Here is a 22,771-nt window from a genome sequence, read left to right as displayed (position 1 = left end):
TTTTATAAAGGGTTTTGTATGTACAAGCTATTGATATCAATCGCTGTATTGTGTGTTAGCGCTTTTTCTACAGTCAGTTTTGCTACCGACTGGGATATCAAACGCATCCTAGTTTTACACTCATACGAACCTTCTTACCAATGGACTGCTGACTTTCAGAAAGGGATAGACAGTGCGTTCAGCCAATCTCAAACCGAAGTTAAACTCTCAATCGAGTATTTGGATACAAAGCGCGTCCATAGCTCTGAGTACTACGACTCTCTCGCCGATTACTTACAAGCCAAATACGCAGGTTATAAATTTGATGGGGTTATTGCGACTGACGATAACGCGGCCAATTTCCTTGAATCATTGAGTGCGTTGATTGACCGTGCGACACCTATTGTTGCGGCGGGTATCAACGACATAAGCACCGATATGTATGCGGTGTCTGATAGAGCGACTGTGCTTTATGAGAACGATCAGATAGACGTCAATATTAAGCTGATCTCTAAACTAAGACCTAATCTAAAGAACCTCTATTTCATCAATGATTACAGTGTCACTTCTGAGCTAATCCGTAAAGATATAAGCCGTATTATGGCAGACTTTCCATCGATTAATTTGGTCGAAATACGCGATTTGTCGCTCAAGCAGACAAGTGAGTTCTTGAAAAGGGTATCTGCTGACGATGCAGTCTTACTGAGCCACTACAATACTGAGTTAGATCAAGGTGTATATCATACCTATCAAGAGGTCGCGGAAACCTTATCTGCATCGAGCGCCGCACCAGTGTTTGCGTTATGGCAGTTTAATATAGTCGGTGATGTACTCGGAGGTTATGTAAACCACTCGCGAAGTATGGGTGAAGAGGCCGTTAGTGCATTGGATAAGTATGTGCCTCTTAATTTTTCTACACCTTTAGTTCCCGGTGACAACAAGCGTTTTGTTTTCAATTATCCGGCGCTTAAAAAGTTTGGTATTGGTGATAATGTACTGCCGACAGGATCTGTGATTGTTAACGAGCCTTCCTCCTTTTTACAAAAGAATTTTCAATTGTTGTTGGGCTTAATCATGGTCATTACAGGGCTGAGCGTGATTATCGTGATGCAATTTATTACCCTGCGCCAAAAGAAAGAGTTGGCAAAAAAGAACAAGCGAATCCTTGCACTACAGAAACAAACTTTGAATGTTCAAAAAGACATGATTCATGTGCTGGGTGAAGCCATTGAAACTCGCTCTGGCGAGACGGGTAATCACGTCAAGCGTGTAGCCAAGTTATCCGCATTGCTTGCCAAGTATCGTGGCTTGAGCCATCGCGAGGTCGAGATGATTGAGATCATCAGCCCAATGCATGATGTCGGTAAGATTTCGGTTCCGGAATCTATCTTAGATAAACCAGGTAAATTGACAGACCAAGAGTGGGATGTAATGAAACTTCACACCACTGCGGGCTACAATTTACTGAAGAGCGGAGCGGGTGATATTACCAACCTCGCGGCAATCATTGCTAACGAACATCATGAGCGTTGGGATGGCGCTGGATACCCTAATGGCAAGGTAGGTGAACAAATTCACTTGTTTGCTCGTATCACTGCCGTAGCCGATGTATTTGACGCATTGCTTAGTGCTCGTTGCTACAAAGATCCATGGCCATTAGAGATGGTGGTCGACTTGTTCGAGAGAGAGTGTGGCTATCAATTTGATCCTCAATTAACCAAACTGCTACTGAAACACCTGCCCGAGTTTGTCGCTATCCGAGATTCGTATCCCGATACTGGAGCTGTAGAATATGCGTCTGTACCTTCGATTGAAGTTAAGGTTCTAGAAGAGTCGGTTGTTAGCTAAGTAACTAACTAACTAACTAACTCTCGCTCTATCTGAATAGTCTACAAATCTTGATTTCTTTATCAATTCAGCCTAATCCGACTAGGACGTGGCAATTTATATTTTCCACTGAAATTAAGTCGTTTATGTAAACCTTGCAGTATTTGGTTTTGCAGATTCTGGGTTAATTTGATGAAATCTGTTGCTTATGTCGAGCCATAAGGTGATCAAGTCCATATTTCGCGAAGAGAAATAAGCCTGTGTCCGTAAACTGTTATCTTAATCATCCCGCGCATTGAAAGAACACTATAGGATAAAACTTGAATTCAATGCGAGTGAGAGAGCTATGCGGTTAGAACAGACTAAATGTGTAATTTTCGATTGTGATGGAACACTCATCGATAGCGAAAAGCTGTGTTGCCAAGCCTTGGTGAATGTATTCACCGGCTTTGGGGCGGAGCTAAACGTTAATGACTGCTATGCGCACTTTCAAGGTGGAAAGCTGGCCGACATCTTAATGGATACACAAGAACGTTTAGGGCTATCTATCTCGATTGATACGCTTGAGCCGTTATATCGTATTGAATTAGAAGCTTTGTTCCAACGCCATTTAAAGCCGATGGATGGTGCCATCGAGCTCATTGAATTCCTAAAGCGACAGGACATCGAGTTTTGTATCGCTTCTAATGCGCCTAAGTCTCGGGTTGAATCTTCATTGGCAATGACAGGAATGCTCGACGACTTTAAAGGTAAAGTGTTTTCAGCTTTTGATGCCAACAGTTGGAAGCCAGAACCTGATCTGATTATGTATACAGCCATGAATATGGGCTTTTTACCCAATGAGTGTATCTATGTGGACGATACTTTGAAAGGAATTGAAGCGGGTGTTCGTGCGGGTATTCAATCATTCCGATTGCGCCCAAGTATTAATGAATCAATCGTAGATCCCGAAGCCGACTCATCAGAGGTAGCGGCTCAGGATATCTACAGTTTGGAAGAGATTTCGGTTTGGATTAATGGCAAACACTGCTCAAGTGGTGGAATACCGAACCCTGCAGCTTTGGTGGGGTAGAGCCTAGCTGAAGGCTGACTACCTTACTAAATTGTTTAGTGTGAAAACCGCAAGAGGCACAAGTAAACTTTTCTCCACTTTCTGAGAGTAGATATTCGTCGTGTTGGCATAAAGGGCATGTAATGTCGTCGGTGTTTGGTGTTTCTGTTTTATTCATTATGTGTCACCTGCAGCAAGAGGGTAAGCGAAAAAAGACCCGTTTAATTAGATTACCCCTAAGCTCGAATATTAGACAGTTTTGACACTTGATAATCTCGCCTTTGCGACTTGCTTCATGGTAATGATAATCTCATCGTTAAAGACCATGTTTTTCCTGTTGTTATTAAGGGAAGTTGTTATTAAGGGAAGTTGTTATTAACGGAAGTTGTTATTAGTGAAAGTTGCTATTAGCGGACGCTGCTATTAACGAACGTCGACAAAAAAGGACTCATGATGAGTCCTTTTTAGTTTCGCTGAATTTAACTTGGTCAGCCTAAGTCATAACTCAAATCTAAGTGCGGTATCTTGCCAAAGTTTTAGACAAAGAAACTGATGCGTCTGTCAGTGTCGATACGCCATTTGAAGAGTTTTGAGCCACTTCTTTAATCACATCGGATTGACTGCGAATATCGTTAAGCTCAGCTGCGATGGTGTTCGCTACGTTGCTTTGCTCGTCCGCTGAGGTTGCAATCTGAATACTCATATCCATTAGCGCTTGAGCTGAGTCAGCAATCGAGTTTACATCGTCCCCAATGTTTGAAATCAGTTGGCTACTAGTTTGCGCTTGGTCGACCGTTTGCTCGGTGATCTTAGCGATATTTTGGCTCTCTTGCTGTAAGCGTTCAATCATTGCTTGGATTTCAACCGTAGCCGACTGAGTGCGACTTGCCAGTGTTCTTACTTCATCAGCAACAACTGCGAAACCACGGCCTTGTTCGCCCGCACGAGCGGCTTCAATCGCGGCATTCAAAGCAAGTAAGTTAGTTTGCTCTGAAATAGCGTTGATCGTCGTGATCACTTCATTAATTTGACTCGTGTTCACATTCAAGCTGGTAACTGAAGATGAGGTTTGCTCAATCAAAGAAGAGAGCGTGGTGATCTCTGAGATGGCTTGTTGAACTTTCGTATGGCTGTCGTTGATTTGCTGCGCGTCTTGTTCAGTTTGTTCAGTTGAACGTGCTGAAATGTTAGAGACTTCATTGGCTGAAGCGGTCATTTGATCCATGGCAGTAGCAACAGAGTCTAGAGACGCATTCTGGCTCATGATTTGTGTTTCACTGCGCTTCATCTCTGCTTCGAAAGAAGCCGATGTTTCGCTTAGTGTCGCTGCACTGTGGTTTACGTTGTTGACTAGCTCACTAAGCGTGTCCATTGAACGGTCAAGTGCACAACCAATCGTACCGAACTCATCGCGTCCTGGGTGGAAACCAAGGCGTGATGTTAAGTCGCCATCACCAATCTTTTGAGTAGTTGAGTAAAGCACCCAAAGTGCGCCGCCTAGGAAAGTCGCTACCCAGTAACAGAAAAGACCAAAAGGCACACACCACAAAAAGCTCAGTAATAAAGTGTACAGTGCTTGCTGCTTTTGATTCTGTATATCGTTAGCTGAAACGGTAAGTGAGTAGTAGTTGCCATCTTGTGCGAGTGCTGTGGCAGTCACCGAACCATTGTTTGAAATAGTGGTTTGTTGAGCGCGAGTTTGCTGGCTAACAGAGCGAACAGAAGCAGGGGAATCTGATGCTGATAAAATGCCTTGCAGTTGATACTCGACCTGCTGTTTTGCAGTTACGTCAATGTGTTCCATTTTGTTGACGTAGTTGAGTCCAGCGAGGCTTGCCAGAGCGGCAAAAAAGATTAAGAAAATGACCCAAAACTTGTCGTTGATCGACATCTTGATAAACAGTTTGTCTATCGTTCGAAATTGTACTTCTTTCATAAAAACTCCACGGTAAATCCTTTACCGTGGACTCTAAATAACCGACCTCAATAAAAATGTGATGCTAATCGACTAATTGTGAAAATTAATGATACCAACATATCGTTTATGAGACATCTATCAAGTATTTTTGTTCTCTATGGGTTTATTAGCCCAGAGAAGGCAATAGCCCTACTGAAATAAGGATTTGAATCGCAATGATAAAAACGCCTACGCTGCCAACTAAAAACAACGCTTTACTTCCACCGAGCACTTGGTAAGTCGCTTCTGTACCTTGAGGTTCTACAGAGAAATCCGTGTAACGAATCTTGTATACCATCACTGTCGGCAGCAAAATTGCGAGTACTGAAAGTGCTATGGCTGCGTAGCCCAGAGCTGTAATGAAACCCTGTGGGTAGAACAAGGCAAAACCTAATGGCGGTAAGAAAGTGATAGCGGCCGTTTTAACGCGTTTTGCACTGCCTAGTTTCTTGCTCAGTGAATCCCCCATGAATTCAAATAACCCCAAGCTCACACCAATAAAAGAAGTCAGCAGTGCAAGGTCTGCGAATACGCCAACGATCACGCTAAGGTTTGATTGATGAACGGTTTGTGACAATGAGACTAATAGTGCGCCTAAGCTTGTATCCGACAAAAGCTGCTCTTGGCTGATCACACCTAGAGTCACACTCTGCCAGAAAACATAGATGACCAAAGGCAGTGCAGAGCCAATAATCATGACTTTACGTAGAGATCGAACGTCACCATCTAAGTATCGAACAATTGAAGGGATGCTGCCGTGGAAGCCAAAAGAGGTAAACACGACTGGGATCGCTGCAACAATCAGCCCTTGTTGTAAAGGCATGCTCATTAGGTATTGAGAGGTGATGTTTGGTGCTAGGAAGCTGAGTACCAGTACCATCGCAATCAGTTTAAGTCCGAATAAAACGCGGTTAACTTTATCAACACTGTGCGTACCAATCGTCACAACGCCAGCAACTAACAGTGTGAATAGAAGGGTTGTGATTTGGCCATTAAGCTCAATGCCTGAAATATCCGAGATACGTTGATTAAACTGCGCACCACCGCCTGCGATATAAGCTGAACACAGAGCGTAGAAAAGGAACATAACTGCAAAGCTAGCGATCCACTTACCTTTTGTCCCTAAAATTTTGTCTGCTAGCGTGTGTAGGGTTGCGTCAGAATCAGCGAATTGATGTAGTTCTACCATTAACAATGCAGTAAAGGCCATTAGGGCCCATAAGCCCAGCATTAGAAAAAGTGAGGTTGAAAAGCCAATACCTGCAGAAGCAAGTGGAAGAGCGAGCATGCCAGCACCAATAGTGGTGCCTGCAATGATCAAAGTACTACCAAAAACCTTTGATTTATTCATTGTATATAATTCTTTACGTTAGGGTGTGTTTTCATTGTAATTCTTCTAGCTTAAGCGCATAAACCCAAAGAATATCTCGATTTTTAAGTATTCTGATTGAGTTTAATTCCAAATGCAATGTCTAATGTAATTAAAAATATCCACTGTAAACTTTGTTTTACGATTGGTGAGTTGGAAGCACTTAAATGCCCGAAGCAAACGTTTGACCATGATCTGCTTCAAAATTTGTAGAGTAATTTGTTGTACTTGGTGTAAGGTGACAGTACATATGTCGTTCGCGTATACCCCTTTAGCGTAAACAAGCGCTAATGATCGCGAGTAGCTTCAAGCTATAAATATGGAATGGGTAGAGTAGAGTGCGTTCATCAAAGTGACATAATATAAGTCCAAGATGGTGCACTAGTTAATCGGACATCATGTCCGCATCAAGGAATAGAGGGGGCACTATGAGTGACCAATCTTTTAATGACGAAAGTCTTGAGTTGTTAGATGCCATGGAAATTGGCATTGATTTATCTGACTACGAGCAGGCGGTTAAACAATTAGCAGAAGAACTTTTTAAGTCTTCGAACTAGGTTTTACCTGAACTAAAGGTTTCTGTAGTTCAACGTTCTCAAATTAGACAATTCTTAAACTGAGCAAATCTCATTCGCTCACACGTCATAACAAAACTATCCTCATTAAAGTTCGCGAAGATAAACGAGTACGTTTACCATGTTACTTAGTTCTCGACACTTTAATGAGGTTCAATGAACTTTCTCGCACACCTCCACATCGCTCAACACTGCAAAAGTAACTTAGCTGGCAATCTGTTAGGTGACTTCGTTAAAGGCGACCCTGATAAGCACTATTCAACCTCGCTTTCAGACGGAATAAGACTTCATCGATTCGTGGATAGTTACACAGACCGCCACGATGTATCCCGATCGGCAAAATCGCTTTTTTTAGATCAAACACGACGCTTTGCACCTATCGCACTCGATGTATTTTGGGATCACTGCTTAGCCAATCATTGGACTCAGTTCTCGCAGCAGACGTTAGAGCATTTTTGTTTCGATAGTCATCAACAGATCTTTGAACATCAAGAGCCACACTGGCCTGAGAACTTCATTACGATTCATCAGAAGATGGCTGAACAACGTTGGCTGGAAAGCTATCAAGACATGTCTTCCATAGAGGTGGTATTGCAACGTATGGCGTTGAGAAGGCCCAAGTTAGGCATGCTCAAAAATTGTTACGACGACCTCGAACGTCACTATGATACGTTGCAGTGTCACTTTAATGAGCTGTATCCCAACGTTTTAGAAGAAGCGAAGCAGTTTAATGCACTTCAAATGAAGAAAAATCAAAAGGAAAGGTAAACAGCGTAATGCAGGTTTGCTACAATCCGCGCCTATTTAATCTTTGAGCATCATACTATGTCTGAATCTACCCGATCTTTTAACCAACTAGGATTGTCTGAGCAACTTCTTACAACGCTATCGGAGCTAAACTTTACGGCTCCGACTAGTGTTCAAGAACAAGCTATTCCATTGGTATTGGAAGGCAAAGATGTACTGGCTGGTGCGCAAACGGGTACCGGTAAAACCGCGGCGTTTGGTTTGCCGATTATTCAAAGATTAATCGAGACTAAAGACAATGTTATTCCGAACCCTAAGCTCGTTCGTGCACTTGTGTTAGTGCCAACGCGTGAATTGGCACAACAGGTGTTTGATAACGTAACGAGTTATGCGAAAGGCACCGATATTAAAGTCGTGGTGGCTTACGGCGGCGTTAGCATGAAGGTTCAAACCGATAACCTACGCGGAGGCGCCGACATTCTTGTAGCGACGCCTGGTCGTCTTATTGACCATATGTTCACCAAGAATATCATGTTGAGCCAAACGGAAGTGCTGGTATTAGACGAAGCAGACCGCATGCTAGATATGGGCTTCATGCCTGACATCAAACGCATTCTTTCTCGCATGAACGACGTACGTCAGACGCTGTTCTTCTCTGCGACGTTCGACAATAAAATTAAAGCACTTGCACATCGAATGATGCAGTCACCAAGCGAAATTCAAGTTACGCCAAAAAACAGCACCGCTGACACCGTTACCCAGATGGTTTATCCGGTTGATAAATCGCGTAAAAGTGAACTACTAGCCTATTTGATTGGCTCAAAAAACTGGCAACAAGTGTTGGTGTTCACGAAAACTAAGCAGGGCACTGATGCTCTAGTTAAAGAGCTTAAGTTAGACGGCATCAAAGCGGCATCAATCAATGGTGATAAGAGCCAAGGTGCGCGCCAAAAAGCACTGGATGATTTCAAATCAGGCAAGGTGAGAGCGTTGATTGCAACCGACGTGGCAGCGCGTGGTATTGATATCCAGCAGCTAGAACAAGTTGTGAACTATGACATGCCATTTAAAGCTGAAGATTACGTTCACCGCATCGGACGTACTGGCCGCGCAGGTAATACTGGCTTAGCGATTTCTTTGATGAGTCAGGATGAAGCGTACCTATTGGGTGACATTGAACGCTTACTTGATACTCGCTTGCCTCAAGAGTGGTTAGAGGGCTTTGAACCAAGTCTAGAAAAAGATGTAGCCCCTGATCGCGGTGGTCGCAGTAAAAGTCGCTCATCAGAAAAACGTAAGATCAAAGCGAAGCTTAAGATTCACCAAAACCGCGGTAAAGCACGTCGCTAACAAGTTGGACAAAGCTCCAGTTTAAAGATCTCTACATATAAAAATGCGCCGTTACAGTTGGTTCTGTAACGGCGCATTTTTGTTTCAAGTAAATCTATTTACGACCAAGGAAGATAAAAACACTGGATTAATGATGTTCTTGATTACACTTCCATACACAGGGCACTTCATAAATTAGCTCTTCTAGGCTAGTTGGGTTTAGCACCCATTGGTCTTCGATTCTAAACTTGCTGACCATTTGCGTGTTGAAGAGCTGCCAATGCTTAAGTAGCGCATCTTCGGGCGAGGTGACCATATCGCCTTCATTCCAAGTGCTTTCCATGAAGGGAGTTAGGCATACCGCTCCGTGCGCATACATGATCATTTGCCACTTAATCTCATAAATGTTGATCAAATTCTCTGGATTCGCATCGTTATATTGTTCAGCTAACATGTTGATTTCTTTTTCGACATCGCCAACATTGTCGATAAAGTAATCGACCAAGTTGTCTTTTTGGCGAACAGAGTCGGTGATAAGTTGCATTGGTTTTCGTGAGTGAATCATGTTGCTAAAGAGGCGCATACTAAATAAATAGATAGTAATGTTTGGTGCGACGCCTTTTGGTAACTCTTCCACTATCTTAGCAATATAAGACTGAAAATAGGCATGTAAACAATCGCTTATCGCATGCCATATTTTTTCTTTGCTGCCAAAGTGGTGGCGAATAAGGCTATGCGATACACCTGCTTTCTCACTGATGTTACGAAGCGAAACGCTATCATAACCATGCTCACAGAACATATCCGCAGCAACACCCATGATCAAAAATCTCGTCTCTTCAGCGTCTTTTGCGCTTCTTCTGCCTTGTTTCTTTTCAGTCATCTTCATTTCACACATTTACCTGATTACCACATTCTACACTGTTTTTACTCAAATAAAAAATACTGCACAGGTGGAAAGTAAAGCTTGTGGATTACGGAATTTTGAATATACTGCCCACCTGTGTAATAAATCATAATAATTAAATGGAGAGCCATCATGCAGTCCAATTTGTCTATCAATGCCATATCGAGCAAGCGCATGGGAGCTGTGATTGCAGCACTATTGCTCGCAGGCTCTTTGACCGGATGTAATAAGGTTCAGTCAGAAGAAACGGTTCAAGTTGTTAAGCCTGTAAAGCTGTTTGAGATTCCTTTTCAGACGGATATCGAGCTTGATAGCTTTATCGCAAAAGTGGATGCAACCGACCGTGCTGCGCTTTCTTTTCAGGTGGGAGGCGACATTGAAACCTTCGATGTTCGTATGGGACAAGAAGTGAAGAAAGGTCAGGTGTTAGCCGTATTAGACGCGACGGATTACCGTATTGCGGTTGATGCAGCACAAGCCAAATTTGATCTTGCGAATAGCCAATACAAACAAGCTTCTGAGTTGTACGCGAAAAAGTTAGTCAGTACTGATTACTACGACCAAGCCGTAAACACCTTTACTGCCGCTGACGTTGAGTTGGACCAAGCAAAAACAAACCTTGGCTACACCACCTTAGTTGCTCCATTCGATGGCGTGGTATCGATGGTGTTTGGAAAACAATATCAATTGATCGCAGAAAAGCAGCCTGTACTGAATATTTTGAATCACAGTGAAATGGACGTGACGTTTTCTATTCCAGTATCAAAGCTTGAAGATCGTTCTATTCAAGACCTAACGAGCTCAAACATGTGGGTTGTGATGGATAGCCACCGTGGTATTCGTATCCCGACTCGCTTTAAAGAAATCTCTACACAACCAGATGAAGACACCAACAGCTACCAAGCGGTTGTATCTATCGAAAAGCCGGAAGGCATCAATTTACTTTCTGGGATGACAGCGCAAGTTGAAGTTCAGAAGCATAAATCTGACTACGGTATTGGCATTGTTGATTCAGCTTGGTTAACCAAAGAAGCTGACCATGGTGAGCTATGGCGCTATAACCCTGACTCTCAATTGATTTCTAAAGTACAAGTCCTTCTTGATGAGCAAGGCAAGGTTATTGACGGATTGTCGTCTGGCGACCTTATCGTTGAAGCGGGTGTGGATGTGTTATCCGATGGACAGCAAGTAAAAGCTTGGTTACGTGAGGGCGGTATTTAATGAACCTTTCCAAATTATCAATTGTTGTCGCGTCGGCTATGTTACTTCAAGCCTGTAACAGTGAAGCCGTACATCGTGAACAACCCCCTCTGTTAGTTTCTACCTTTGAAGTTGGCGCGCCGCTGACTGATCAATTCAGAAGTTTTAACGGTCAGGTAATGCCCGCTGAATTGACCCCATTGGCATTTAAGCTCGCAGGCGAAATCCAACAAGTCTTGGTAGAAGCCGGTGACAACGTCGAAAAAGGCCAGCTACTTGTGACCTTAGACAACGCGACGTATCTCCAAGATCTGACTGATGCTAACTCTCAATTCAAACTGGCGAGCAAGCAGTTGGCCCGTGGTACGGAGATGTTTGGTAGCAAGATGTTGTCGCAGTCAAAGTTAGACCAACTAACGGCTAACTATAAGCTGGCATCAGCGAATTTGGCAGCTGCAGAACGCAAGCTAAGTTACACAGAGCTTTTAGCGCCATTTTCCGGGACCGTTTCTACCGTGGACAAGCAACGTTTCGAAAACACGACACCGGGTGAAACACTATTGAGCGTGTACCAGAACGATAAGGTGTATGTACGAATTCAAGTATCAGATTCGATCTTGGCATCGATCAGTCCAGACATGCGTTCAAATAGCTATCGTCCTGAGGCGACCTTTGGCGGTCACACTGGCCAATATCCACTGACGTATTTGGAGCACACCAGTGAATTGCACCCGCAATCGCGTACTTACGAATTTTGGATGCAGATGCAACAACCTAAAAATGAAATCCTGCCGGGCACCAGCGTTACGGTGAACGTGGATATGGCGAAAGCCGGCTTGAGCGATGTTCAAGGCTACCAATTACCAATGACAACTTTAGAAGCGGGTTCTGAAGCGAATCAGTTTTATGTGTGGAAAATGGAAGACGGACAAGCATTCAAAAGCGAAGTAGAAGTCGACAAGATCAGTGGCCAAGGCGCATTAATCGCTCACGGTGTTGAGCAAGGTGATCGACTCGTAAACTCGAATCTAAGAAAACTCCGTGACGGAATCAAATTGTCAGGAAAAGCAGAATGAACATCGCAGAATATTCAATAAAAAACAAAGTAATCAGCTGGCTGTTTCTCGTAATATTGGCCATTGGTGGTGTTACGTCTTTTGGTAATCTATCCCGTTTGGAAGACCCAGCTTTTACCATTAAAGATGCAATGATTATTTCAACTTACCCTGGCGCTACGTCAATGGAAGTTGAAGAAGAGCTGACTTACCCGCTTGAAAAAGAGATAAGACAGCTGCCTTATATCGACAAGATAACCTCAACGTCGTCGAATGGTATGTCTCAAATTATGGTGAGCATGAAGATGGACTACGGTCCAGACGAGCTACCACAAATCTGGGATGAAATGCGTCGTAAGATCAACGATCTACAGCCCACGCTTCCTAGTGGTGTTAACTCAGTTCAGATCATTGATGACTTCGGTGATGTGTTTGGCGTGATGATCATGCTGACGGGTGATGGCTACGATTACGTTGAGCTTAAACAATATGCTGATTATCTAACCCGTGAAATCGAATTGGTCGACGGTGTAGGCAAAGTAAGCATTGCAGGTGACCAACAAGAGCAATTGTTTGTTGAGATGTCACTTGAGCGTTTAGCGGCGCTGAATCTAGATATGTCGATGGTTACGTCACTGCTATCACAACAAAACAGTGTGGTGTCAGCCGGTGAGGTAATGCTCAATGGCCAAAACCTAACGATCAAACCGAATGGCACTTTAAGTACGGTTGAGGAACTAGAAAACTTAATCATTCACGGCCGTGATACAGGTAACCTAATTCGCTTAAAAGATGTCGCTGAGGTCACTCGCGGAATCCAAGAAAAGCCAGGCAATGTACTCACTTACAATGGTATGCCAGCCATCAACCTCGGGATCGCATTTTCTTCAGGCGTAAACGTAGTGGAAATCGGTCAGGCACTCGATGCAGAGCTTGAGCGTTTAGAAAGCATTAAGCCAGCCGGTGTTGAGTTGAATTACTTCTACAACCAAGCGCAGGAAGTGGACAAGTCGGTTGCTGACTTTTTAATCAGCTTAGTCGAAGCGGTCGCAATTGTTATCATCGTACTTCTGTTCGCGATGGGCTTACGCAGTGGTTTGATCATTGGTTTGGTTCTGTTGCTGACTGTATTCGGTACGTTCATTCTTATGGACTACAACGATGTCGAACTGCACCGTATCTCACTTGGCGCATTGATCATCGCGCTTGGTATGCTGGTGGATAACGCAATTGTTGTGGTTGAAGGTATTCTGGTTGGCCTGAAAAAAGGTAAAACCAAGCTTCAAGCAGCGAAAGACATCGTGACACAAACACAATGGCCACTGTTGGGTGCGACCATTATCGCTATCACAGCCTTTGCACCGATCGGTTTGTCGAAAGATGCAACGGGCGAGTTCATGGGTTCGCTGTTCTGGGTACTGTGTTTCTCACTGTTTTTGAGTTGGGTAACAGCACTAACACTAACGCCATTCCTTGCCGAGATGCTGCTTAAAGAAGAAGACAAGGTTGATGAAAACGTAGACCCTTACAAAGGCATCTTGTTCGTTGTATTTGGTGCGTGCCTGAAAGTAGCGCTTCGATTTAGATGGCTTACTGTAGTAAGTATGGTCGCGCTATTAGCGGTTTCCGTTGTCGGTTTTGGTATGGTGAAGCAGCAGTTCTTCCCGCCATCAAATACGCCAATGTTCTATGTCGACATGTGGATGCCGGAAGGCACGGATGTTCGTGAAACGATTAAGCAGACAGAAAAAGTCGAAAGCTACATTCGTCAACAAGATGACGTGGAGTTTGTGACAACAACGGTTGGGCAGGGTATGCAACGTTTTGCGCTGACATATCAACCAGAGAAAAGTTACGAAGCCTACAGTCAGCTACAAGTTAGAACGACTGACCGTGACACCATGTTCGAAGTCCTAGAAGAGTTAGACAAGGACTTAGCCAACAAATTTGAACAACCTACGTTCCAATTCAAATTGATTGAGTTTGGCCCGTCACCAGCTTCAAAAATCGAGGCTCGTATTAGTGGTGCCGACCCACAAATCTTGCGCAGTATTGCGGTTGAAGTGGAAGATATCTTGTTAGCGGACCCAGGCTCTCGAAATGTTCGTCACGACTGGCGTGAACGTACCAAAGAGCTCGTGCCACTGTTTAACGAATCAAAGGCTCGTCGTCTTGGTATTTCAAAGACGGATCTGTCCGAGACGTTACAAATGGCGTTTGGTGGCTACAACATCGGTTTACTGCGTGATGGTACTCATATGTTGCCTATTGTTGCGCGTTTACCTGAAGCAGAGCGTTTTGATTTTGAATCACTAAACAATGTGAAGATTTGGAGCCCATCGCTGCAAACCTACATTCCAGTTGAACAAGTGATTGATGGTGTAGAGCTTCAATGGTCTGAACCACTGATTCAACGTCGTGATAGAAAACGTACGCTAACCGTACTGGCTGATCACGATGTATTGGGTGATGAAACGCCGGCTAGCTTGTTTGCTCGTGTTAAACCAAAGGTAGAAGCATTAGAGCTACCAGCAGGTTACAACATTAGCTGGGGTGGCGAGTACGAAAGTTCGAAAGATGCACAAGAATCTCTATTTGGTTCACTGCCAATGGGTTACTTGTTGATGTTTATCATCACCATGCTTTTGTTTAACTCGCTTCGTAAGCCTCTTGTGATTTGGTTTACGGTACCACTTTCTATCATTGGTGTTTCGATTGGTCTGCTAGGGACTAATATGCCATTCAGCTTCACGGCGTTCCTTGGCCTACTGAGCCTAAGCGGCATGATTTTGAAAAACGGTATCGTCCTGCTTGACCAGATCAACACCGAACTCTCAACAGGTAAAGACCCATACCTAGCGGTTGTAGACAGCGCGATCAGTCGTGTACGACCGGTATCTATGGCAGCACTGACGACTATCTTGGGGATGATTCCCTTGGTATTCGATGCATTTTTCGGCTCAATGGCGATTACCATCATGGCAGGCTTAGGCTTTGCTACCGTACTAACGCTAATAGTAGTACCAGTGATGTTCGCTATTCTATATAGAATCAAACCGTCCACTGCGGGTTATTAGGGAATGATATAAAACAGATTCTTTTAAGCCAGCCCAGTCAAATTCGACTGGGCTTTTTTATGCGTGTTGTCCCGTCCTGAAATGTGTTAACACATGAGAGTGGCAAGCGGATACGAATAGGGAAGTATTAAAAAAGCCGCTAACCAATGGTCAAGCGGCTTCCTGTAGAATAGAGAATAGAGGGCAGTTCTAGATTGCGAGGCGGAGATCTAACTCAATCGGCTTTGGCATGGCTAAGTGATAACCTTGATACATATCGAAGCCTAAATTTTGCATCGCTGTGAGTTGTTGTTGGGTTTCTATCCCTTCGATTACCGTCTTCGCACCGATTTGAGTAGCAAGCTTTAGGGCCAACTCCATTTCACTTGTGTCACCTTGTTCAAAATCCAACATCACAGAGCGATCTATCTTGATGATATGAGGATTAATATGGCGAACCCGCTGTTCTGTTGACGCTTGTGTTCCGAAATCATCAACAGCGATTTGAAAACCATTTTCCGCTAATGAATGGGCCGCGTCTTTCAAACGTTCTTCACTCTCTACATTAAGCTCGACCAACTCCATCACAATTTGTTCGCACGATAAGTTAAGCTCATGCAGGCGTTTAGCTAGCAAGCTGTCGCTCACTTTCTCTGCGGCAAATAACTCGCCAACATTAGGAAGAACATTCAAGAATAGGTGTAAATGACGAATAGTCGACTGTGCGAAGTTGCGTATATGAATGGCTCGGCTCAGCCTCTCGACATTAATTTTGTCTGTGCATGAGGTTTCGTCGGAATGAAAGAAGTGATCAGGGCGAACAATGGCACCTTTGCTGTTCGAAATTCGAACTAAAGCCTCTACACCTATCTGAGTCATAGAAGAATCAAATATAGGTTGGTAGACACTTCTAAGTGTTAGGTCTTGATATTTCGCAATAAACTGCATATCGGCATCCACAGATATACAGCTAATAAATTCACTTCTGTCTGATAAAATCATAGTCGCTAATAAAGGTGTTTATTTAATGACGAGAATATACGTCACGGCTGTCACAATATTGACAGGTGTTACTAAATTGTCAATTAATAAAAATTCATTTGTAACGTCAATATTTAAATTAATATAACTAACGAAAAATCAGCATGATAAATGACATTAACCATTAAATTTACTTATCATTGACTGTGTTTGATAGTTTAAGTGAATCTAATGGCTGAGTAACGTCTCACATATTAACCCAACCAATATAAGGCTAGAACGCTGATACACCAGAGAAAAGTAGGGTTAATGGCTTAAATTATGGGGGAGTGTCAAAGTTATAAAATAGATTGACTAGGCGAGTTACACAGAAATGATATCTATCTCTCAAAATCGAGACTGTGAGTCGATCGGCTATTAATAATTAAAACAGGAAGTTCGAATAATTAATGAACAGGGAATGAGTTATCTTTTATAAAATGCTGGGATGAAGGTCTAACAATTTACTTTCAATATTGAATGAAAAAGTTGACCCGTATTATCACTGCCATTGAAGTACCGCATAAAGTTGCAGATATTTACGTACTAATTGATGATTTCCTGACCGTTTTAACGGGTGACCAAATTTAATAAAACAGGGGCTAATTTTAAAGTTAATATTCAAATCAGCGGCAAATTGAGACTCGCTCTCTCTTAGGGTGATGCCTTGTTGGCTGTATTCGGTTATCTCGTCTGGGAGTTCTCCCATCCACCAATGTAATAGTTCACCGCTGTTTTTACTTCGGGTTATCCAATGGTCGGAGACAATGATCAAAACGTCATTGGGTTGGATTGCAAATCCATACTCTGATTGCCAGTTATGAATGTCCAACATCAACTTTCTACGACAAGTTTTCCCCGCGCTCACCATGTGGTGGCTGATCATCCAAACCGTTCCTATTTCAGAGGAGATTCGGAAGTGTCGAGGGGTTTCACCAGAAGAAAGCATTTCGAGCGGGCTGATGTTGCTTGCATGATTAAAGCTAACGAAGGTGTGCTCCATTCGTCGAGCAAAAGCTTTTCCTATATGGTGCTCACTGATCCCTTGATTGTGTACCGTAGGATAGTGGCGTTCACAAAGCTTTAGGCAATCGTCTTGAAACTGGTTGACGCTTTTAATCACTAGATCTAATAACAATGAAGTCCCTTATACACAGTTACTATCTTATTGATGGGCAATAGTACGGTAATTGCAGTGCCATTACCTATCGTCAAAGTGCCAGTTCATGATCCCTCTATCAAAATTAGCCATTACAGAGCGTTTTTATGGATAGCACTGGCGCTCTACGGGTCTGTAATCTAAATTATGAGAAATAATAGTGAGTTAGCAGGCTCACGGTGACTTAGTAAAGTTATCGCTAGTCAACCTAATCTTAGTCAGCTAATCACAATTGTTCTACTTACTCTTTATTTGGACACATTCATGACCATTCAATTAGATTCGAAACAAAAGTCTGAGCTCACCCATGCGCTTCAAAAGTATCTGCAAGATGAACTCGATGTGGAGCTTGGTCAGTTCGACACGGAATTCTTGGTCGACTTCATTAGTAAAAAGTTTGGTGCGGTTTACTACAACAAGGGGATAGAAGATGCTCAGAAAGTCATGGAACGAAAAATGTTAGATATCTCAGATGAGCTCTATGAAATTGAACAAATCGTTGAAATATAGACACAGCAAGCGATTGTTCGACAAAGAAATTTGTCAATAAAGCAACTTGTTCAAAAATTTTGAATAACTTGTTTAATTTGAAATGATGTAACTAATGTAAAGCTTGGTAAATAATATGTTACACAAACTTAGTGTAGGGTACGCTTTTCAAAATTACACGACTCGTTAACATTCGGAACAGATGCATGGACAACAACGTTAAAAATTACAATCCCTTAGCAAGAGCAATGCATTGGATTTCAGCACTCGCAATATTTGGCTTATTTGGTGTAGGCCTATGGATGGTTGATCTTTCATACTACAGCGAGTGGTACAAAACAGCGCCAGACTACCACCGTTCGGTAGGCATTCTTTTGGCTACAGTTACTGTTCTCCGTTTGCTTTGGAAACTAGTTACCGCGTCACCTAAGGTAGAAGGCAAAAGTTATGAAGTTGCAGCCGCTAAGATAGCGCACGGCTTTATGTACATTAACCTAGCGGTTTTATTTATTTCAGGTTATTTGATTTCAACATCAGATGGCCGTGGGATCGACGTGTTTAATTGGTTCACTGTTCCAAGTATGGGTGAGCTATTTGAAAACCAATCGGATCTCGCAGGAACGATTCACTACTATGCTGCATGGGTACTGATCATTATGGCATCAGTGCACGCCTTAGCGGCGATAAAACACCACGTTATCGACAAAGACGATACGCTACGAAAAATGATAGGAGCTTCAAAATGAAAAAGTCAATTATCGCTACAGGATTAGCACTTGCTATGGCAATGCCTTTCGCTGCGAACGCCGCTGATTACGTGATTGATACAAAAGGTGCGCATGCTTCAGTTAACTTTAAAGTTAGCCACCTAGGTTACAGCTTTATCCAAGGTCGTTTTAACACGTTCTCAGGTGATTTCTCATTTGATGAAAGCAACGTTGCAGCGTCTAAAATAAACGTAACGGTTGATACTACAAGTCTTGATTCTAACCACGCAGAACGTGATAAGCACATCCGTAGCGGTGATTTCATCGATGCAAGCAAGTTTTCTGATGCTACATTCAACAGCACGAAAGTGGTTGATAAAGGTGACGGCAAACTTGAAGTAATGGGTGACCTTAAACTTCATGGCGTAACTAAGCCTATCGTTATCGAAGCTGAATTCATTGGTGCTGGTCAAGACCCATGGGGCGGTGAGCGTGCTGGTTTCGTTGGTACAACTCGTCTAGAGCTTGCTGACTTCAACATTCCAGTAATGGGCGCTTCAAGCTATGTAGACATGGATCTACACGTTGAAGGTGTAAAGAAGTAATCTAGCTTTCTAGCTTTCTAGCTTTCTAGCTTTCTAGCTTTCTAGCTTTCTAGTTTTCTAGCTTTCTGACAGGTATCAACATTTTTTAGAGACATCAAAAGTTTGGTCGATACTAAATTGGTCAGCAGCTAGTAAGCTAGTTGGTAATAGGGAAAGTAGCAAAACCGCTAGAAATAGAGAAAGGCGCAAAGTTTTCACTTTGCGCCTTTTTTATTGAGGTAAATAGCCACGCGTTTAGGTCTGTTTTGTGTCAAACCTTTTACTGCGTCTTAAGCCACCATTTACTTCTGCCAGTCAACGTTGCCATGACTGAGTTATCTAATTGAACTACTAATCCCTAATAGTTCAACTTACGATTAGTTAAGCCGTTTCTAGTTCAGCTTGAGGAACCACGTTTAGTCGGTCACCGTAGATTGGACGTAGTGCTTGCATCACTTCAATGCGAGTTAACACACCGACCATTACGCCATTTTCTAACACTGGCAGCATATGTGGTTGGCTTACTTTCATCGCTTTTGCACGCTCTTCTAGAGAAAGAGAAGTCAGGCGAGTTGCGAAGCCCATGCTCGTAGTTGGGTACAGTTGTTCTTTGTCGATGCATAGGAACTCAGCAACGTCGACTAACTTGTCGCTTGCATCGATAGCCACAACGTCACGGCTCATTAGGTCTACGACTTTCTGACCTTTTGTCGGGATGTAATCTTGGCACCAAAGGTCAACCATTACGTCGTGAACAGAGAAGATACCCACTAGACGACCTTCAACATCGCAAACAGGAGCGCTAACAAGTTGAGCGTCTAGAAGGGAATCAATTGCGACTGATGTAGGCATTTCTACGCTCAGTGTAATTGGTTGAGTGTTCATGATTTGCTTGATAGTCGTTGCTGTGTTCATAGTGATTTCCTTAACTGACGTAATTTCTGTTGTTTGTGTAATTGCTGTAATTTTTGCTGCTTTCAGCTGCGGGCGACGGTAAATGCTCCAATTGGCTAAGCCGACCAATACTGAACCACCTACAATGTTGCCGATTGTCACTGGTATTAAGTTTGCGGTGACAAATTTCATGATGTTTAAGTCTGCGTACTGAACAGGCGTTGCTCCGATTTGCATCCAAAAACTCTCTGGTGCGAATGTTTGAATCGTGATGCCTAGTGGAACCATGAACATATTCGCCACACAGTGTTCAAAGCCTGAGCTAACGAACATTGCAACAGGTAATACGGTCATCATTGCTTTGGTCATAGCGTTCGCAGAGCTGAACGTTAACCAAATCGCTAAACACACCAATAAGTTACAAAGCACGCCCAAAGCAAAAGCTTGAACAGGGCTGTGGTGTAGCTTGTGTTGAGCAATGTTCAGAGCGTTTAAGCCCCATTGCCCGCCATCCAGTTGATATAAGCCTGCTGCGCTTACCAAAGCCAATAGGAACATGGCACCGATGAAGTTACCGACGTAGACCTTGCCCCAGATAGACAGCATCTTAGTGAAGGTGATTTGCTTGTTAGCCCATGAAATGCTTGATAACACTGAACTGGTAAACAGCTCGCCACCGCAAATCACAATCAGGATTAACCCCATACTGAATGCAAGACCGCCGGCTAAACGACTCAATCCCCATCCAGCATCAGCGCTACCCGTGGTCACCGTGATGTAGAATAAAAAAGCAAGCCCGATGAATGCGCCAGCCATGATTGCCAAACTCAATGTCATGCTGCTGGTTTTATTTGCTTTGCTTAATGCAAACTTCTCGGCTTCCGCCATCATTTCTGTTGGCGAGAACAGTTGCTGATTTTCAGAAGTGCTGGTTGCCATATCCCCCCCTTGAACAATCCGTCATGTGTAATTCCTAGTGTTAATGACTTGGTTAATCCGTAATGGTTAATCAGTGATTTTTTGCAGGGCTCGTTTGTGTCCTGCCATTCCAGATTAGGGGGTTGAGGGGTAGAGGTAAAATTGATAATTTTTAGAAACCACATCAAAATTATTGATATAGATTGGGTTACGCGTAGAATGAAATTAATTGCTCATCGGCTTAACAAAAAACGAGCAGCAGGACATAAGTTATTAAAAGAATTAAGGATGAATTTTGCGTTATTCATTAAAGCAACTCGCGGTATTTGATGCAGTGGCGGATTCCGGGAGTGTTAGTCAGGCAGCAGACAAGTTGGCGTTGACTCAGTCAGCGACAAGTATGTCTCTTGCACAGTTGGAAAAAATGCTCGGCAGGCCTTTGTTTGAAAGGCAGGGCAAGCAAATGGCTCTTACTCATTGGGGTATGTGGCTAAGGCCTAAAGCGAAGCGTTTACTGCAAGATGCGCAGCAAATTGAGATGGGTTTTTATGAGCAGCATTTACTAAGTGGAGAGCTCAAACTCGGTGCAAGCCAAACACCAGCGGAACACCTTGTTCCTGACCTCATCAGTATTATTGATAACGACTTTCCTGAGATGCGAATCTCGCTCGGCGTACAAAGTACCGATGCGGTTATTGATGGCGTATTAGATTATCAATATGACTTGGGTGTTATCGAAGGTCGTTGTGATGACAACCGAGTTCACCAAGAAGTGTGGTGTACGGACCATTTAACGGTGGTTGCATCGGCTCATCACCCGTTTGCGAAGCGTGAACGAGTAAGCTTGGCGCAATTAGAACAAGCAAAATGGGTATTACGTGAACATGGTTCGGGTACTCGCAAAGTTTTTGATAGCTCTATTCATCATTTAATTGGTGATCTTGATGTTTGGCGAGAGTATGAACACGTTCCTGTTTTAAGAAGTTTGGTTGCAAACGGCCCATATTTAACGTGTTTACCTTATCTCGATGTCGAACAGTTTGTTGAGTCTGGTCAACTGGTCACGTTAAATGTCCCTGAGCTTGAAATGGAAAGAACCTTGTCCTTTATTTGGCGTGCAGATATGTCTGAGAACCCACTTGCTGAGTGTATTAAGCGAGAAGGTAAACGCATGATGAAAGGCAAACCGTCGGTTCTGTAGCGATAAATTGATAAAATACTAATAACTATTTATGTTGAATAAGCGATTCCGGTCTCCATTTGGTGATAAATGCATGTTCGCATACATTATTAATGTGATCACGATCGGCTAAAAAAGGGCGTTCTTCCCATAATATGCTTACTTGATTTTAAGTGAGGCTAAATCCGGTTGCGATGAATTACGTAATTAGGCTTTAGAAATAGTATGAGTACATTAGTCGCGATTTCATTAACAACAGGTATTTTGTCAGGTCTATGGGGATGGATTGCTATCTCTTTCGGCTTATTGTCATGGGCAGGTTTCTTAGGTTGCACCAGTTATTTTGCTTCGCCAACAGGCGGCGTAAAAGGACTAGCCGGTAGCTTATTGACTAACATGACAGGCGTATTCTGGGCAATGGTGATTATCGAAAGCTCAACCTTCGCAGGTTTAGAGATTTTAGGCTACATGATTACCGCTATTGTGGCTTTCTTTATGTGTATCCAAGCGAAACAAGCGTGGCTAGGTTATATCCCAGGAACCTTCATTGGTTGTTGTGCGACGTTTGCTGCAGGTGGCGATTGGCAACTTGTAGTACCATCTTTACTGCTTGGTGGTGTATTTGGATACTTGATGAAAGCAACGGGGCTATGGCTTCACGAGAAATCGACTCAATCTTCGGAAGTGGTTGAACAACACACTAAGCAAGCTAAGGCTTAATTCGTTAATCTAACCTTAATTCGTTAACCTAACCTCAGTTTAGTCACT

19 protein-coding genes are annotated in these 22,771 nt (G+C 43.1%); 13 read left to right on the top strand and 6 right to left on the bottom strand.

Annotated elements, in window-relative coordinates; translation table 11 throughout:
• Window positions 1-18: 18 nt before the first annotated feature.
• On the top strand, window positions 19-1,827 hold the full coding sequence (locus L3V36_RS13455) for an HD domain-containing phosphohydrolase (RefSeq protein WP_102447369.1): 1,809 nt from the start codon (window positions 19-21) through the stop codon (window positions 1,825-1,827).
• A 325-nt stretch (window positions 1,828-2,152) separates the two neighbouring features.
• Window positions 2,153-2,878 carry an HAD-IA family hydrolase gene (locus L3V36_RS13450; protein ID WP_029224226.1) on the top strand — a complete coding sequence of 242 codons (726 nt, stop codon included), beginning with the start codon at window positions 2,153-2,155 and terminating at the stop codon, window positions 2,876-2,878.
• Between the two features lie 490 nt (window positions 2,879-3,368).
• Here the strand turns inward: L3V36_RS13450 and L3V36_RS13445 are convergent, their stop codons facing one another.
• Window positions 3,369-4,793 (bottom strand): methyl-accepting chemotaxis protein, encoded by a 1,425-nt coding sequence (locus L3V36_RS13445; RefSeq protein ID WP_102447370.1) that lies wholly within the window; start codon window positions 4,791-4,793, stop codon window positions 3,369-3,371.
• A 148-nt stretch (window positions 4,794-4,941) separates the two neighbouring features.
• A complete protein-coding gene (locus tag L3V36_RS13440; RefSeq protein ID WP_017081132.1) occupies window positions 4,942-6,165 on the bottom strand; it encodes an aromatic amino acid transport family protein in 1,224 nt (407 codons plus the stop codon).
• 446 nt (window positions 6,166-6,611) lie between these two features.
• On the opposite strand from L3V36_RS13440, the gene L3V36_RS23890 reads away from it, so the two are divergent.
• The 3 genes from L3V36_RS23890 (at window position 6,612) to L3V36_RS13430 (ending at window position 8,855) form a co-directional block, all read left to right on the top strand.
• Window positions 6,612-6,740 carry a hypothetical protein gene (locus tag L3V36_RS23890; protein WP_004730901.1) on the top strand — a complete coding sequence of 43 codons (129 nt, stop codon included), beginning with the start codon at window positions 6,612-6,614 and terminating at the stop codon, window positions 6,738-6,740.
• A gap of 174 nt (window positions 6,741-6,914) precedes the next feature.
• Window positions 6,915-7,526 carry an ACP phosphodiesterase gene (locus L3V36_RS13435; protein WP_108099096.1) on the top strand — a complete coding sequence of 204 codons (612 nt, stop codon included), beginning with the start codon at window positions 6,915-6,917 and terminating at the stop codon, window positions 7,524-7,526.
• 57 nt (window positions 7,527-7,583) lie between these two features.
• Entirely contained in the window at window positions 7,584-8,855 is a 1,272-nt protein-coding gene (locus L3V36_RS13430; RefSeq protein ID WP_017079186.1) for a DEAD/DEAH box helicase, read from the top strand.
• Between the two features lie 127 nt (window positions 8,856-8,982).
• Here L3V36_RS13430 and L3V36_RS13425 read toward each other — a convergent pair whose 3' ends face one another.
• The gene (locus L3V36_RS13425; RefSeq protein WP_017081129.1) at window positions 8,983-9,723 is read right to left on the bottom strand and encodes a TetR/AcrR family transcriptional regulator; all 741 of its coding nucleotides are present in this window, start codon (window positions 9,721-9,723) and stop codon (window positions 8,983-8,985) included.
• Window positions 9,724-9,873: 150 nt separating this feature from the next.
• On the opposite strand from L3V36_RS13425, the gene L3V36_RS13420 reads away from it, so the two are divergent.
• Genes L3V36_RS13420 through L3V36_RS13410 form a run of 3 tightly spaced genes read left to right on the top strand, consistent with a single transcriptional unit; the run spans window position 9,874 to window position 15,073 of the window.
• Window positions 9,874-10,962: an efflux RND transporter periplasmic adaptor subunit gene (locus L3V36_RS13420; protein WP_108175361.1), complete on the top strand. Its 1,089-nt coding sequence runs from the start codon at window positions 9,874-9,876 to the stop codon at window positions 10,960-10,962.
• On the top strand, window positions 10,962-12,017 hold the full coding sequence (locus L3V36_RS13415; RefSeq protein ID WP_208774857.1) for an efflux RND transporter periplasmic adaptor subunit: 1,056 nt from the start codon (window positions 10,962-10,964) through the stop codon (window positions 12,015-12,017). The genes L3V36_RS13420 and L3V36_RS13415 overlap by 1 nt, the downstream gene beginning before the upstream one ends.
• The gene (locus L3V36_RS13410; RefSeq protein ID WP_102568943.1) at window positions 12,014-15,073 is read left to right on the top strand and encodes an efflux RND transporter permease subunit; all 3,060 of its coding nucleotides are present in this window, start codon (window positions 12,014-12,016) and stop codon (window positions 15,071-15,073) included. The genes L3V36_RS13415 and L3V36_RS13410 overlap by 4 nt, the downstream gene beginning before the upstream one ends.
• A 189-nt stretch (window positions 15,074-15,262) precedes the next feature.
• On the opposite strand, the gene L3V36_RS13405 is transcribed toward L3V36_RS13410, so the two are convergent.
• The gene (locus tag L3V36_RS13405) at window positions 15,263-16,000 is read right to left on the bottom strand and encodes an EAL domain-containing protein (RefSeq protein WP_102568944.1); all 738 of its coding nucleotides are present in this window, start codon (window positions 15,998-16,000) and stop codon (window positions 15,263-15,265) included.
• A 574-nt stretch (window positions 16,001-16,574) separates the two neighbouring features.
• Entirely contained in the window at window positions 16,575-17,210 is a 636-nt protein-coding gene (locus L3V36_RS13400) for a hypothetical protein (protein WP_017081124.1), read from the bottom strand.
• Between the two features lie 285 nt (window positions 17,211-17,495).
• Between L3V36_RS13400 and L3V36_RS13395 the strand changes: the two genes are divergently transcribed.
• The 3 genes from L3V36_RS13395 to L3V36_RS13385 all read left to right on the top strand — a co-directional run bounded on the left by L3V36_RS13395 (window position 17,496) and on the right by L3V36_RS13385 (window position 19,032).
• Window positions 17,496-17,741: a DUF2164 domain-containing protein gene (locus L3V36_RS13395; RefSeq protein WP_048660209.1), complete on the top strand. Its 246-nt coding sequence runs from the start codon at window positions 17,496-17,498 to the stop codon at window positions 17,739-17,741.
• Between the two features lie 185 nt (window positions 17,742-17,926).
• Window positions 17,927-18,466, top strand: coding sequence for a cytochrome b (locus L3V36_RS13390; RefSeq protein ID WP_004730891.1), 540 nt, complete (start codon window positions 17,927-17,929; stop codon window positions 18,464-18,466).
• Entirely contained in the window at window positions 18,463-19,032 is a 570-nt protein-coding gene (locus tag L3V36_RS13385) for a YceI family protein (protein WP_102534157.1), read from the top strand. Before L3V36_RS13390 ends, L3V36_RS13385 begins: the two co-directional genes overlap by 4 nt.
• Window positions 19,033-19,392: 360 nt before the next feature.
• Here L3V36_RS13385 and focA read toward each other — a convergent pair whose 3' ends face one another.
• The gene (gene focA, locus L3V36_RS13380; protein ID WP_208774855.1) at window positions 19,393-20,844 is read right to left on the bottom strand and encodes a formate transporter FocA; all 1,452 of its coding nucleotides are present in this window, start codon (window positions 20,842-20,844) and stop codon (window positions 19,393-19,395) included.
• Window positions 20,845-21,118: 274 nt separating this feature from the next.
• On the opposite strand from focA, the gene L3V36_RS13375 reads away from it, so the two are divergent.
• Together L3V36_RS13375 and L3V36_RS13370 are read left to right on the top strand one after the other, a co-directional pair.
• Complete coding sequence (locus tag L3V36_RS13375) at window positions 21,119-22,024, top strand: LysR substrate-binding domain-containing protein (protein ID WP_017064628.1); 906 nt, start codon at window positions 21,119-21,121, stop codon at window positions 22,022-22,024.
• Window positions 22,025-22,228: 204 nt separating this feature from the next.
• Window positions 22,229-22,723 (top strand): DUF1097 domain-containing protein, encoded by a 495-nt coding sequence (locus tag L3V36_RS13370; RefSeq protein ID WP_017079195.1) that lies wholly within the window; start codon window positions 22,229-22,231, stop codon window positions 22,721-22,723.
• Window positions 22,724-22,771: the final 48 nt, after the last annotated feature.

Origin of the sequence: Vibrio sp. G-C-1 (assembly GCF_021728015.1) — a bacterium.
In the GTDB taxonomy this organism is placed as follows: Bacteria; Pseudomonadota; Gammaproteobacteria; order Enterobacterales; family Vibrionaceae; genus Vibrio; species Vibrio splendidus.
Note: the sequence above shows the minus strand (reverse complement) of the source record. Positions and strands in the feature narration are given on the sequence as shown.